The 14,350-nt window shown below is 61.9% G+C and carries 13 protein-coding genes and 1 pseudogene; 1 reads left to right on the top strand and 13 read right to left on the bottom strand.

The window, feature by feature from the left end:
- Positions 1-27: 27 nt before the first annotated feature.
- The gene (locus tag IE093_RS20410) at positions 28-576 is read right to left on the bottom strand and encodes a SprT family zinc-dependent metalloprotease (protein WP_189472465.1); all 549 of its coding nucleotides are present in this window, start codon (positions 574-576) and stop codon (positions 28-30) included.
- A 227-nt stretch (positions 577-803) separates the two neighbouring features.
- Here IE093_RS20410 and IE093_RS20405 point away from each other — a divergent pair, with 227 nt between their 5' ends.
- A complete protein-coding gene (locus IE093_RS20405) occupies positions 804-1,451 on the top strand; it encodes a YecA/YgfB family protein (protein ID WP_189472463.1) in 648 nt (215 codons plus the stop codon).
- An 8-nt stretch (positions 1,452-1,459) separates the two neighbouring features.
- Here IE093_RS20405 and IE093_RS20400 read toward each other — a convergent pair whose 3' ends face one another.
- The 12 genes and pseudogenes from IE093_RS20400 to IE093_RS20350 form a co-directional block, all read right to left on the bottom strand.
- A complete protein-coding gene (locus tag IE093_RS20400) occupies positions 1,460-2,461 on the bottom strand; it encodes a helix-turn-helix transcriptional regulator (protein WP_189472462.1) in 1,002 nt (333 codons plus the stop codon).
- Positions 2,462-2,584: 123 nt separating this feature from the next.
- Positions 2,585-4,363 carry a coiled-coil domain-containing protein gene (locus tag IE093_RS20395; protein ID WP_189472461.1) on the bottom strand — a complete coding sequence of 593 codons (1,779 nt, stop codon included), beginning with the start codon at positions 4,361-4,363 and terminating at the stop codon, positions 2,585-2,587.
- Positions 4,360-5,475 (bottom strand): protein-glutamate methylesterase/protein-glutamine glutaminase, encoded by a 1,116-nt coding sequence (locus IE093_RS20390; protein WP_229803817.1) that lies wholly within the window; start codon positions 5,473-5,475, stop codon positions 4,360-4,362. Before IE093_RS20390 ends, IE093_RS20395 begins: the two co-directional genes overlap by 4 nt.
- 15 nt (positions 5,476-5,490) lie before the next feature.
- A complete protein-coding gene (locus IE093_RS20385) occupies positions 5,491-6,366 on the bottom strand; it encodes a CheR family methyltransferase (RefSeq protein ID WP_189472459.1) in 876 nt (291 codons plus the stop codon).
- Between the two features lie 4 nt (positions 6,367-6,370).
- A complete protein-coding gene (locus IE093_RS20380; protein WP_189472458.1) occupies positions 6,371-6,877 on the bottom strand; it encodes a chemotaxis protein CheW in 507 nt (168 codons plus the stop codon).
- 56 nt (positions 6,878-6,933) lie between these two features.
- Positions 6,934-8,883 carry a methyl-accepting chemotaxis protein gene (locus tag IE093_RS22560; protein WP_229803815.1) on the bottom strand — a complete coding sequence of 650 codons (1,950 nt, stop codon included), beginning with the start codon at positions 8,881-8,883 and terminating at the stop codon, positions 6,934-6,936.
- 81 nt (positions 8,884-8,964) lie between these two features.
- Positions 8,965-9,414, bottom strand: a complete 450-nt coding sequence (locus tag IE093_RS20370; RefSeq protein ID WP_189472457.1) for a cache domain-containing protein — start codon at positions 9,412-9,414, stop codon at positions 8,965-8,967.
- A 53-nt stretch (positions 9,415-9,467) separates the two neighbouring features.
- A complete protein-coding gene (locus IE093_RS20365; protein ID WP_189472455.1) occupies positions 9,468-11,066 on the bottom strand; it encodes a methyl-accepting chemotaxis protein in 1,599 nt (532 codons plus the stop codon).
- Positions 11,067-11,334: 268 nt separating this feature from the next.
- Positions 11,335-13,050 carry a methyl-accepting chemotaxis protein gene (locus tag IE093_RS20360; RefSeq protein WP_189472454.1) on the bottom strand — a complete coding sequence of 572 codons (1,716 nt, stop codon included), beginning with the start codon at positions 13,048-13,050 and terminating at the stop codon, positions 11,335-11,337.
- A 54-nt stretch (positions 13,051-13,104) separates the two neighbouring features.
- Positions 13,105-13,488 carry a hypothetical protein gene (locus IE093_RS20355; protein WP_189472453.1) on the bottom strand — a complete coding sequence of 128 codons (384 nt, stop codon included), beginning with the start codon at positions 13,486-13,488 and terminating at the stop codon, positions 13,105-13,107.
- A 139-nt stretch (positions 13,489-13,627) separates the two neighbouring features.
- Positions 13,628-13,753, bottom strand: coding sequence for a hypothetical protein (locus IE093_RS22720; protein ID WP_268247418.1), 126 nt, complete (start codon positions 13,751-13,753; stop codon positions 13,628-13,630).
- 256 nt (positions 13,754-14,009) lie between these two features.
- A pseudogene (locus IE093_RS20350) lies at positions 14,010-14,350 on the bottom strand (hypothetical protein); the annotation flags it as partial.

Raw genomic sequence — 14,350 nt, 5'->3', positions numbered from 1 at the left:
TTTAATATCAAAGACTTATGAGAGCACTCATTGCTCGAAACGCCCCACATAGACCAAAGTCTGGGCACATTGTCGACACTGATAACGCCTTCCTCGACAGGCCAGCGCATGGCGCCGAGCGGTGAAAAAATGCTCGTCGCATCTACAACGATAGCAGTAAGGAGCAAGACTGGAACGGCCCACGTCGAACCGATGGGTGACCTTGGGCTCGAGCCCGAACAGGCGTCGCATCACCGTCTGCCATTCACGTCCGTGAGGTTGGGCTCGGGGGCCATCCTCGAGATGATGCACCAGCCAATGCGCCATCTCATGAGGCACGACTTCGGCCAGAAAGGCATGGCGATTCTCATGCAACAGCACCGGGTTGAAACGCAAGCCGCCTCGCCCGAAGTGGGCCTGACCGGCACTCTTGCCGCGTAGATCGAGCCACACCCGAGGCCTGGGCAAGTCCGGATGGACCTCGCGACACAGCCGCCAGGCGGCTTCGACCTGGCGGTGCAGGCAACCATGCAAGGCCGGCTCATCAAGAACCTCGAGTTCAGCCGTCGTGGGTGTGAAAAGCGCCGGAATCGTCATGGGATGGTAGAATGATCCGCCATGTCAGCAGCGTCCAGTGGAAACGCGAGGCATTGTCCGAAAACTGCCTGCGCTCGCCCATACGGCGTTAAAAATCAGCTCAAAGACCTCATTTACACCCCGTAAACTCCGTCTTTTCGCTGATTTTTGCCTTGTCTGGCCATCGCTCGCCGACTTTTCAAACAATGCCTAATATTGATTGCCGCCCATCGATCATGAGAACAGCAATGCCCGACACTCCACCCCCTCCCCAGCCCTTGCTAGACGACGATGCCCTCGATCGGCTCGACGATTTTCTCGAATCCGACCGGGTCAGTGCCGACGGTCTCGACCTGATCGGCTCTCATGGCTTCCTGGTGGCCCTGGCGGTAGCTCCCCGGGAAGTCGATCCAACGATATGGGTCGCCGAACTGTTTCATGGCGAACCCGACTTCGCCGACGAGGCCGAGCGCCAAGAAGTATTGGGCCTGCTCGAGACACTCAAGGACAACGCCATCGCCGCCCTTGACGAAGGCCTGCTGCCGGAGTTGCCATTCGACCTGGAACTGGGAGGCCTCGCCCCCGCCGAAACGCCAATCGGTGACTGGTGCGCCGGCTTCATGGAAGGGGTGTTCCTCGACGAGCCTGCCTGGTTCGAAGGCGACGAAGAGGCCTCCGCCACCCTGTTACTGCCGTTCATGACATTGTCGGGGCTGTTCGACGACGAGCCCGACATGGCCGACCTGGCCAACGACCCGGAGCGCCTGGAGAGCCTTGTGCGGCAGCTTCCCGAACTGGTGCTGGATCTCTATCTCCACTATCGGGTACCGCCGGAAAAGCCCAAGCCCATACCACGCAAGAAGAAACCCGCGCGACGTGGGAAGGGCAAGAGCTGACGGCCTTCTCAGTGAAGCATGCGTTGCGCCCTGGCCATAGTCTCGGAAGGGTAAACGCCGTAAGCGGCGCGATATTGAGCGGCAAAGCGGCCCATGTGCAGAAATCCCCACTTCAAGGCCACCTCGTTCACCGGCAGACGGTTCTCCGCTGACGAGAGTTCCGCGTGGACTTCCTCGAGACGAAGCTGGCGCAAATAGGCCATCGGCGTGGTGTCGTAGAAGTGGCGAAAGGCGACTTGCAGCGAGCGAACACTGACCCCAGCCGCCGTCGCGATGTCAGACATGGTCAGCGGCTGGTGCAGGTGGGCTCGCATGAAGTCGACAGCATCATGTACATGGCGAGGCGCCAACAATGGCGCCCGGCGCTGTACACGGTTACTGCCATGGTGGGGAACGTTCTCGAAGATCAGGGTCAAGGCAGCCTCGATCATCAGCGCCGCCGCCTTGGGTGAATTCCGCAGCCCCTCATCGACGAACGTTCCGGTCTCGAGGAGCTGGGCGATCCCGCTCAGCGCCGTCCCGACGTGACTCGACCGTTCGAGCACCGGCAAGATATCGCGACAATCCGTGACTTTATCATCATCGGACAGGCTCGAGAGCACCTTGGCAACCACGCCTTCGTCGAAGTCCAGGGCAATACCGGGGCGCATGGAGTTGCTGTAAAGTTTGATACAGCGCACCTGCCGGGTCGGCACAAGCAGTATCTTGCCAGGCGTCACTTCGACCTGCCGCTTGTCGAGTGTCGCTTCGTAACCCCCGACACGCGGGATGAACACACAGAACCCGCGCCTCTCGCCGTCCTGGGTCAGCGACCAGTCGAAATTGTACTGCATGCGTACCAGGGAAAGTCCATGACCGGCCCTGATGTTGGAGCCCCAATGGAAGTCGGTATGGCGACGTTCCGGACACATTCGGTACGGTTCGAACAAGGCTCCACATTGGGCCTGGAAGTCATCGAAGCCCTTGCCCGACTGCACGGGCGGGCTAATCAAAGGCGGAAACCCGCTCATGACGTATCCCCCTTTCTGCTGACGATGTTCTTGTTATGGTAGCGCTTTCATATTTTTCTGGTTTTTTGTTGTCCCATTCAACTATATCGATTCAGCCTTGGCTAGTCAGAAGATTATTGCGTCTCAGAAGAAAATGTCGTCGAGATCGGTGACCGGCTCCGTTTCCGGCTTCGTCTCTTCCAGTTCAGGCTCACTTGCGGAAGGTGAGCCGAACAGCCTGTCGTGCACACGTCGCTCGCTATCCATCGTGTAGTGCGCGCGCAGGCGAGCGATCAGGTCGGCATCGACATCGGTCAGTTCGTATAGCTCGTCGCCAGGGTGAGCGAACGATTCGAGTTCCGTCAGCGCACGCCGCCAGTCATCGCTGAAGCCTTGACGGCCCAATACATTCGCAGCCGCCTCCTCGAGCAGACGCACCGCCCGGGGTCCGGCGCTGGCCACCGTCTCGGCGCGTTCGCTCAATCGCTCGACCACCCCGTCGAGCTCGAGCTGCACGGCATCGACTTCCTCTTCGAGCCCAGCCATCTTGCCACTGGCATCGGCCGAGGACTCCCGCACCAGATGCCGGGCCAGTTCGTCGGCTTCCTCCAGGCCTGCCAGAATGGCGTCCGAGGCAGCTACCGTCTGTCGGGCGAGGTCGCCCAGGAAGCCGGCCACGACCCTGAGCGCGCGTCCGCGCTCTCCCAGTTGACTGCAACGAATGGCGGTATTGAGGCTAAGCAGGCGTATGCGCTGCTCGATATCGCGTATCGCATCCAGCCGCTCGACCATTTCGGTCATGGCGTGCGCGGACTCGCCAGCGACTTTCTCCAGCCCGGCACGGGTCTGTTCGAAATCCTCGAAAAGGCTGCCGATACCACGCAAGTCACTTGTCATCGCCGCCAAGGCGGTACCACTGTTCGCCAGCAGTGCCTCGGACTCCTGGTCGTTGTCGCGCAACGCCACCGCCGCGTCCTCGGCCAGTTTGCGCAACGTCTCCGCCAATTCAGCGACTCTCTGGTCGAAGTCTTGCGTCGTTTCATCCAGTTGCACCGCCTGCAAGCGGCACACCGCGGCGATAGTGTCCTCGCACGCCAAGGGCTCATCGTCTTCGCCGCTCGCCGTCGCCACATGCTCCGCCAGGACATCCAACGCCTGTTCGATATGCTCGACACGCTGACGGGTAATGTCGCCGGTCTGCAAGGCGGAAACCGCCATGCCCACCCGCGCTCCGATCTGACCGGTCAGGCGCGAGTGCTCGGCGGCCTTGAGCGCCCCGCGCTCCCGGTGCCCCGTCACGCTCCGCAGATGTTCGTCTATCCGCGCGGCAATACGCACCAGCGTGTCTCCGTGTCGAGCCGTGAAGGCGGCATTGGCACGTTCCGCGACACCCAGGCTTTCGATCAACCGCTCATAGGCCTGGGAAAACTCACCCACCACTCGCTCCACTCGCCGCCCGAGTTCTCCCATGTCGGTGGTGAACACCGCGAACTCTCCCTCCTGGCCACCGAGGTCGGCGGCCACGATACGCGCGTTGGTGGTGATGATCTCGATGGTCGCAGCCGTCCGGCGCAGGTCATGCAACGGGGATGCGACGCTCGCCGCCATGGCGAACAACCGGGCGATATTCTGCTGCTCGCCGGAATGGGAAGTTCCCATCGCCATGACCTGGTCACGAATCGCTTCCAAGCGCCGCGATGCCCGTGAGAAGGCTTCCCCGCTCAGTTCCGCCGGCATTCCCTCATGGGCCGCCGAAATATCGTTCAACAGTTGCGCGCAACCGACCAGGCTATCGCCCATCTCCAGGAAAACGCGTTCGATATCGGCACGTGGAGCGGCCAACCACTCGATGATCGGTGCCAGTTCGGCGCCTAATTCGCCGTCAATCCGTTCGCGCGCGGTGTTGGGACTTGAAGTCGTCATGAGGCACGGGTCTCCGTGTTGCCGAGAATTTCACCGGCGATCCGCTCCAGGGCGACCACCTTGTCCACACCGCCGAGGCGGATCGCCTCGCCGGGCATACCGAACACCACGCAACTCGCCTCGTCCTGAGCCAGGGTGCGAGCTCCGGCGGTTTTCATTTCGCCTATGCCACTAGCGCCGTCATCGCCCATGCCAGTCAACAGGATGCCTTGTGCATTGGCACCGGCATTCTGTGCGGCGGAGCGAAACAGCACGTTGACGGAGGGCCGATGGCGCGAGACTGGAGGACCGTCCCTGAGCGTCACGCGGTAATGCCGCCCGACCCGCTCCAGCAGCATGTGCCTGTCGCCCGGTGCGATCAGTGCCTTACCAGGCTGCAGCATGTCGCCCTCCTCGGCTTCCTTGACAGTGATGGCGCACAAACCGTCGAGCCGCCGGGCGAAAGCGGCGGTGAAGTTTTCCGGCATGTGCTGGACGATGGCGATGGCGGGGCAATCGGCGGGCATTGCGGTAAGGATGACGCGCAACGCCTCGGTTCCCCCGGTCGACGAGCCAATGCAGACGACTCTGTCGGAAAGTGCACTTCCCCCGCGCCGTAACGGGCGTGGAGGAATGATGACATCGGTGGACAGTTTGGACTCCACCTTCGTGGGGAACGCTCGACGAGTGCGCGAGAACCGCGCATGTGCCGCCGCCCGTGCCACATCGCAAATGCGCATGCGGGCATCGTTGAGAGCACGGTGGGTATCGATGCGAGGCTTGGTGACGACATCCACCGCCCCGGCTTCCAACGCCTGCATGAAGGTGGTCGAGCCTTCTTCGGTGAGGGTCGAGCAGATCACCACCGGGATCGGACGCTGGGACATGATCTTGCGCAGGAAGGTCAGGCCGTCCATGCGCGGCATCTCGATATCCAGGAAGATGACATCCGGGATCTCGCGCCGGATACGTTCGGCCGCCACGTAGGGGTCGGATGCCGTCGCCATTACCTCGAGATCTGGAGCACTCGAAATGATCTCGGCAAGAGTCTGTCGCACTGAAGCCGAGTCATCGACGATCAAGACCCGGATCTTCTCCGCTGGAGTCGTGCGGTCAAGGGAATTGCCAGTCACGCCGTTCTCCATGTTTCAAGATTTCTGGAATACCGCCGGCGCCACCTGGCGCAGGTTCAGGTTGCTGCCGATCATCGATTCCGAATGGCCCAGGATCAGGAATCCGCCGGGTCGCAGATGCCCGACCAGGCGCGACACCACCGCCTCCTGGGTTGCCTTTTCGAAATAGATCAGCACGTTGCGCAAGAAGATCACATCCACGTCACGGTCGATGGTGTAGCGGGTATCCATCAGGTTGAGCCGTGCGAAGCACGCCGTATTGCGCAGTTCCGGAACGATACGTACCTCGCTGCGCCGCGACGGTGCGCGTCCTTGCATCAGGTAGCGGTTGCGCAATGCCGTCGGCACCGGCTCGACCATGGCCACCGGGTAGATAGCTTGCGCCGCATATTCGAGCATTTCGGTACTGATATCGGTGCCCAGCACCGAGAAACGCAGATGACGATGGCGAGCCGCGATCTCCGCCATCACCATGGCGATGGTGTACACCTCGGCGCCGTTGGAGCATGCCGCGCTCCACAGCTTGATCCGCGGCTCGGGGCTGGCATGCCGCTCGAGCAATGCGGGCACGATTTTTTCCTCGAGTGCCACGAAATGCGTGGGCTCACGGAAGAAGTCGGTCTTGTTGGTCGTGACCGCATCGATCACATGAACCAGTTCACTGGTCAGGCCATGGCCGTCGAACAGAAAACGGCAGTAGTCCGCCAGACTCTGATGGCCAAGGCCACGAACCCGCTTGCGTAGCCGCCCTTCGACCATCAGCCGCTTGGTTGGCGGCAGTTTGATACCGGCATGCTCGCCGATCAGTTCCGCGATACGCCCGAAATCCCGCTCGCTCAGGCGGTCGTTCTCCGGTATCGACCATGGATTCTCGCCAGACGGCGACGGCATCTCGCTAGCCCTCTCCGCGCTGGGGAGGAGCAATATCGGCCTGATCCAACGCCGGAGCGATCAACGCCACCTCCGTGCTGGCAAACAAATGATCGAGATCGAGAACGGTGACGAAAGCCTCGTTACGGCGGCCGATGCCGACGATGAACTCGGGTCGCCAACCGGCGCCGACGCGCGGCGGCGGCTCGAGATCGGCGTCGTCCAGCGGGGTGACTTCGAAGACGCGATCGGTCTTCAGCCCCAGGGTCAGCTCATGGCCTTCCATGCGCGCCTCGAGCACGATGATCCGCGTGTTCTCGGTATCCGCTCCGGCATCGAAGCCGAGCTTCACCCGTAGATCGACCACCGGCACCCCCTGCCCCCGCACGTCGATCATGCCCAGGAACCAGGGCGGTGCATGCGGCAGACGCGAGAGAGGCTGGCTTTCCAGAATTTCCCGAACCCGCTCGACCGGTACCGCGAGCAATTCGCTCGCGATACCGAGAGTCACGTATTGTGTGGCTTCCGCCATGACGGATCTCCTTGTATTCACACTGTGCGTTTGCGTTCGATTGCAGCTTTTCTCCGCTATCCGCTCGCACTCACCAATATCGCCTTGTTCTCCACGACTCCGGCCGCCACTGAACTTGGCCGCTCTTGCGTCTTGGCGATATCGCGTTCCAGGCGGAAATAGGAAATCGCCTCTTGGAGTTTCCCGGAGTGATCCATCAACTCCTCGGCCGTCGAGGACAGCAGCTCGGACGTATTGGCGACCTGTTGCGTCACGCCATCGAGCTGCAATACGGTCGCGTTGATCTGCTGTACGCTGGCATTCTGCTCGTTGGTGGCAGCGGTCGACTCGACGACCAGTTGCGCGGTCCGTTCGATGTCCGGCACTAGCTCGTCGAGCATCCCGCCCGCCTGCTGCGCCGCATCCATCGTGTCGGAAGACAGCCCGGAGATTTCCTGAGCGGCGGACTGGCTGCGCTCGGCCAGCTTGCGCACCTCGGCGGCGACTACCGCAAAGCCACGGCCGTGCTCGCCGGCACGGGCGGCTTCCACCGCCGCGTTGAGCGCCAGCAGGTCGGTCTGACGAGCGATCTCCTGGACGATGAGGATCTTCTCGGCGATCGTCTGCATGGCCCCAACGGCCTTGGCCACGGCCTCGCCGCTCTTCCGGGCATTGCCGGCCGACTGGCGGGCGATTTGCTCGGTACGCGCCATGTTTTCCGCCATCTGAGAGGTACTGCCCGTCATCTGCTCGACAGCGGAACTCGCCGCCTGCGAGGACGATGCCTGTTCAGCGGCCCCCTGGCTCAACTGCTCGGAACTCGAGGAAATGTTCCCGGCTCCCGTGGAAACGGCGGCGGAAGCCGAGTTGACGTCCTTCATCATGTGCCGCAGACGAATCACCATGTCCTTGAGACCGGCCAGCAGGCTCGACTCGTCGCGTTCTTTCACATCGATGGTGATACCGAGGTCGCCGTCGGCCACCGCGCGCATGATCTTGAGGGCATAGGCCGGCTCGCCACCGAGCTGTTTGAGAATGCCGCGAGTGATGAAGAACACTGCACCGAGCATGACGAGGAACCCGACGATCACCACCGAGACATTGACGAGAAAGCCGGTCTGCGCATCCGCATGCATCGTCTCTGCGCGCGCCACGAGCTTCCCGGCGATGAAGTCCTCGACTTTCTTCATCAAGTCGATGCGCGCCGTCGCCATCTCGTACCAGTAGGGCCCGGTCAGGTCTTGGAGCGAGCCCACCAGCCCTCCCTTGATGGAGATCTCACGCATGCGCTCGACCTCCTCGACCGGCAGGCCCGCGACCGTCTGCGCGTGGAACGCCTTCATTTCGGGAGTGGCGATGTCCTCGAACAGGTCGAAGAAGGTTTCCTGGTCGCCGGCGATGCGCAGGTAGCGCATGTAGACCCGATACGGGAAGCGACCCGCCGAGATACCCGCAACCCCCGCCGCCCGCTCCTGGCCCGCCAGTTCCTTGCCCTGCAGATAATCGACGTAGGCCATGGCATTTCTGGCCAGTTCGTTATCGCTCGACAGCACGGAAATGAGCGCCACCGCGTTCAGCAAATCGGCATTGGTGGCGGTGAACCAGGCATTGCTGTCGGCCACCGATGTCCCCACGGTTCGCACTGTATTGCGATGGGCATCGAGCTGGTCGAGTGCGGTCAAAGCTTCATCGAGCCGGGCACGAAAGTCGCCACCGGAGGAATCGACGTCGAGCCCCGCCATGAACTCATCAAACGCCGTGCGCGCCTCGTCGGTCAGCCGGCGCTGGCTGGCGAGCGCATCGCCGCCCTCCTGCCCCTGGCTGGCCAGATAGACCGCGGAAGCGCCGCGCTCGCGCTGGAGGTGATGAACGAGAGTGCCCACCTTGCCGGAAAACTCGCTAAGCAAGCCGGCGGTTTCCGCTTCGTTCAGCAGATGTCGCTTTTCGATCATGTCCGATACTGCGAAGAACAGCAGTCCCAGGAACGGGATTGCAGCCATCAGCAGAAGACGCATACGTATGGCCATAAGGGGCTCCATCATCGGCAGAGTAGGTCAAACCTCTCCCCCGCCCTCGGGCGGGGGATTCCTGCAGCGCTCGAACGACCGCTACTCCTTGTAGGCGCCAACGCCGACGAAGCCGCCGCCGTCCATGCGGATGATGTAGCTCGTCTTGGCTTCGACCTGCTGGGTTACTGGGTTGTCGTACAGGTAGCTGACCCAGCCCTCGGATTCCACGGCCAGCATTTCCTTGATTATGTACGTACCGCCGTAGCCCTGGAGATCCAAACGATTCGTGCCGACGAGATCCGGCGCCGGGGCCAGCGCCAGCGTGATTCCATCAGCGTCGTACATGAACACATAGAGGTCGCGGTCGAGCCACTCGCCGTCCGGGGACATGAAGGCCTCCACCGCCGCCTCGCGGCCGTGGTCCTGAACATAGGCCGCGGCTTTCAGTGCCATGGCCTTGGCTTCCTCCGGCGAAGCTCGCTCCGCGGCGAAAGCGGGTTGAACGATGGCCATTAGAGCGATGGACAGGGCGATAAGCATGTTTTTCATGAGCATGACTCCTGATACGTTGTGATTCGTTCGGTTCACCTGAATGAATCGGTTCATACCGCTGATTGCCGGCCTTGCTTCAAAAGCAGCGGCCGGTGTGCCCCTCCGAGCGCTCGCGGCACGCGCTCGGCATCCGTTCTCGTTATGGACTTGCGTCGCCCAGCCTGGAAAAAGCCGATCGCGGCCTGCAGCCGTTCGGCCTGGCTGGAAAGCGCTTCGGCGGTGGCCGACATCCCCTTGGCGGCGGAGGTGTTCTGTCGAGTCACCTTGTCGAGCTGCTGGATGGCCACGTTGATCTGTGCGGCGCCGGTATTCTGTTCGTTGCTGGCCGCCGAGATCTCGGCGATCAACTCGGCGCTCCTCTGGATATCCGGCACCACCCTAGCGAGCATCTCGCCAGCCTCCTGGGCGGCCTTGACGGTATTGCCGGACAGCCCGGAGATCTCCTGCGCCGCCGCCTGGCTACGCTCGGCGAGCTTCCTCACTTCCGAGGCGACCACCGCGAAGCCGCGCCCGTGCTCGCCGGCCCGTGCCGCCTCCACCGCGGCGTTGAGCGCCAGCAGGTCGGTCTGGCGGGCAATGTCCTGGACGATCAGGATCTTCTCGGCGATGGTCTCCATCGCGCCCACTGCTTCGGTCACGGCGCGGCCCGAGGTCTCGGCGTCGTTGGCCGCGTCACGGGCAATGCTCTCGGTCTGGGTGGCGTTGTCGGCGTTCTGCTTGATGTTGGCGGTCATCTGCTCCATCGACGACGAGGCTTCCTCGGCGGAGGCGGCCTGTTCGGTGGCGCCCTGGCTGAGCTGTGCGGAAGCCACCGTCATCTCCTGGCTGCCGGAAGCGACACTGCGGGTAGCCAAGGTCACTTCGCCCACCACCTCTTTCAGCTTGGTGGCCATGCGATTGAGCGCATCGATCAGTTCCTTGATCTCGTCGTTGGATTTCACCGTTGCCGTGGCATCGAGGTTGCCGGCGGCGACCGCATTGGCCAACCCCAACGCACTGGCCAGGCCATGCTTGATGCGGCGCGCAATGGTGAAGATGAAGGCGAAGAGAATGAGCCCGCCAAACGCGAAGATGATGGCCAGCCGCTGAGCATTGCTCCAGAACAGGACATCGAGATCGTCGATGTAGAGGCCCGTACCCACGATCCATCCCCATGGCTCGAAACCGGCGACATTGGAAGATTTCGGCACCGGTTCATCGAAGCCCGGTTTCGGCCAGAAATACTCGACGACCCCTTGGCCTTGCGCTTCGACCGTCTTGATCATTTCAATGAAAAGCCGCTTGCCATTTGGATCCTCGAAACCGGACAGGTCCTGGCCTTCCAGATCAGGTACCGTTGGGTGCATGATCATGGCCGGTGTCATGTCGTTGACCCAGAAATAGTTCCCCCCGCCATAGCGCATGCCCTTGATGGCATCGAGAGCTAATTTTTGCGCTTCCTCGCGGCTGAGCGTGCCGCTGCGTTCCAGTTCGTGATAGTGCTCGAGGATGCCCACGGCGCTTTGGACCAATGAAGCCAATGCCGCCTGGCGTTCGTCGACCAGATGACCTTGTTCCTGGAACAGGCTGAATATCCCCAGACCGCCCATACCCAGAATCATCGCCACGGCCAGCAAATTGAGTCGCGTCGAAATACGCAGGAATCTCATGTTCATTGTTCCTTGGTCAGTTCTTTAATGGATTCCTGGGCATGAAACCAACATCATCAAGCCATTCCCCCGATACCCTTCTATCGGCCACGCTGAACAAGACCGAAGTCCGCCTAGACACTAGTCATCGCAATTCGGATATCAGTTACGCGAACTGGATAACGGCTTCTCGGCCTGAGGCCTCGGCAGTACCGAAAGAGGAAAAAACCGCCTGGGCCAGGGAAGCCTCGTGCCCGGACGGAAAAGACTGATTGATGGGCCAGAGCCTTCAAGCGCTTTCGCTACGCTCGAACTCGACGTCCAGGGCATCGTCAGTTTCGCTCATATCGAGGACGAAGCCGCCACTGGCCTTTTCCTGCCGAGCACGCGGCGCCCTGGCCGTGGTCGCCAGCGCATTCGAGGCGGCGGGTTTCGCGACCGGCCTGACGCCACTTGCAGGCAACGCCGCCGGCCGCGCTTGCTCGTCGACGCGGAAGTAGGCGATGGCGGCCTGCAACTGCTCGGCCTGACGGGACAGTTCCTCGGCGGTGGCCGACACCTCTTCGGCGGCGGAGGTGTTCTGCTGGGTGACCTTGTCGAGCTGCAGGATGGCGGTGTTGACCTGGCTGGCCCCGGCATCCTGCTCGCGGCTGGCCGCCGAGATCTCGGCGATCAGTTCGGCGCTTTTCTGGATGTCCGGCACCAGCTTGGTCAGCATGTCCCCGGCGCTGCGCGCGGCCTTGACGGTATCGCCGGACAGCCCGGAGATCTCCAGAGACGCCGCCTGGCTGCGCTCGGCCAGCTTGCGCACCTCGGCGGCGACCACCGCGAAGCCACGCCCGTGCTCGCCGGCGCGTGCCGCTTCCACCGCGGCGTTGAGCGCCAGCAGGTCGGTCTGGCGGGCGATCTCCTGGACAATCAGGATCTTCTCGGCGATGGTCTCCATGGCGCCCACCGCCTCGGCCACGGCGCGGCCCGAGGTCTCGGCGTCGCTGGCCGTGTCGCGGGCGATGCTTTCGGTCTGGGTGGCGTTGTCGGCGTTCTGCTTGATGTTGGCGGTCATCTGCTCCATCGAGGACGAGGCCTCCTCGGCGGAGGCGGCCTGTTCGGTGGCGCCCTGGCTGAGCTGTTCGGAGGCCGCAGCCATCTCCTGGCTGCCGGAGGCGACGTTGCGCACCGCGCCGGTCACCTCGCCGACCACCTCGCGCAGCTTGACCGCCATGTCGCGCGCCGCGGCCAACAGACTGTCGCTATCGCCCTTGCGGGTCGTCACCTCCACGTTGAGGTTGCCCGCCGCGATCTTGCCGATGATGTCGCGAGCATAGACAGGCTCACCGCCCAATTCCTTCATGATGCCGCGCGTGATAAGAAAGCCCAGACAAACGGCAAGGAGTACAACGCCAGAACCCACGCAGACCAGCAGCCAAAAGGCGTATTCATAATTGAACTGAGCCTCTTGCATTTCCGCCTCGATCAGCTCGCTCAGATCCTCGCCAAGCACATCGATGACACCACGCATGTCGTTGAACTTATCGTCGAGCGTGGTCAGGCTGTCTTGGGCAAGAACTTGACGTTGCGATTGCCATCGAGCGTTGGACAAGGTATCGACAAAATTCCTGGTGTCTTGCTCCCAAGTCTCGAAAAGCGAGCGAAACGTTTGCATCAAGGCATGCGACGATGCGGTATCCACCATCACCGCATAGCGTTCCATTCGGTCGCGAGTTTGTTCGATATTTTCTGCATGGGCCGCAAGCTGCGACTCGAATCCATCGGACCCCGGCGTCAAGGACAATAGGCTTCGTTCGGCCACGAGGGCTTGATGCGCATCGCGATCGGCATTCAACAACAACCCTTGGGCCGGTGCATAGATAGCGCCTATTCGACTGACCTGGTGACTGTATTCCCGCATTTGCCAGATGCTGAATATCGTGATGCCAACCAGTGCCAATACGAGAGCACCGAACCCCAACCCCAAGCGTGTTCTCAGTTTCAAACTTCGAAACATTTCCCTTTCCTTAACGTCATCGGTGGCAAATCAAAAAAGCAGTCAGCAGTGCCTTCAAGCGCTTTCGCTACGCTCGAATTCGACATCCAGGGCGTCGTCGGCATCGCGCATGTCGAGAGTGAAACCGCTACTAGTCTTCTCGTGCTTGGGCCGTGGCGTCTTCACCGTCGCCAGCGCCTTCGAGACACTCGGCGCCCGCTTGGCGCCGCTCAAGGTTAGTGCCGCCTGGTCGTCGACGCGGAAGTAGGCGATGGCAGCCTGCAACTGCTCGGCCTGGCTGGAGAGTTCCTCGGCGGTGACCGACATCTCCTCGGCGGCGGAGGTGTTCTGCTGGGTGACCTTGTCGAGCTGCTGAATGGCCACGAAACCAAGGACGCTCATCAGTACCAGCAGCAAACCAAAAGAGAGGCTCAACTTGGCCTTGACTGACAATCTCATTATCCACCCCCCTGACGTTGAGAACCNGGGGGGGGGGGGGGGGGGGGGGGGGGGGGGGGGGGGGGGGGGGGGGGGGGGGGGGGGGGGGGGGGGGGGGGGGGGGGGGGGGGGGGGGGGGGGGGGGGTAAAAACCATTTTGTCAAGCATTTTTTTTCACTTCTTCATCACTATAGATTCCTTCCAGGGTTTCGGCGGTGCTGTCACGTCGCTTTCCGCTCATGCCCAAGGTGACAACACCCCAGGCATTCAGCGCGGTCACTCCCATGGGCACTGCCTTCACCCTTTTCTCGACACCCTGCTATCGGCAACGGTAAACGAGGCTATAGGTCTTCTTGTTACTTATCGCCACTTATCAGCGCCATTCGGATAAAGACACGTAAACCGGATACCAAATGAGCAAAAGAGTGCCGATAAATGCCAGGAGAGGCGAAATATTAGGAACAAACTCTTTCCATGGAGTCGAAATCGCCCGGCTCGGAAACCCCGAGCCGGACGGAAGGGCTAACACTCGGCCAGTGCCATCAAGCGTTTTCGTTACGCTCGAACTCGACGTCCAGGGCATCGTCGGTCTCACTCATGTCGAGAGCGAAGCCATCGCTGGCCTTCTCGTGCCGAGCAACGATCTCGCGCCGGGGCCGTGATGCACGTGCCGCCTGGGATTTCGGTGCGGTTGCTGCCGCGGCCGACCTGGTGCTGCTCGGCAGCAACGCCGCCCGCTGCGCTTGCTCGTCGACGCGGAAGTAGGCGATGGCGGCCTGCAACTGCTCGGCCTGGCTGGAGAGTTCCTCGGCGGTGGCCGACATCTCTTCGGCGGCGGAGGTGTTCTGCTGGGTGACCTTGTCGAGCTGCTGGATGGCGACGT

It is taken from the genome of Litchfieldella qijiaojingensis, from assembly GCF_014651875.1.
Classification (GTDB): domain Bacteria; phylum Pseudomonadota; class Gammaproteobacteria; order Pseudomonadales; family Halomonadaceae; genus Litchfieldella; species Litchfieldella qijiaojingensis.
The sequence above is the reverse complement of the archived record's forward strand: the minus strand, read 5'-3'. Positions and strand labels throughout refer to the sequence as shown.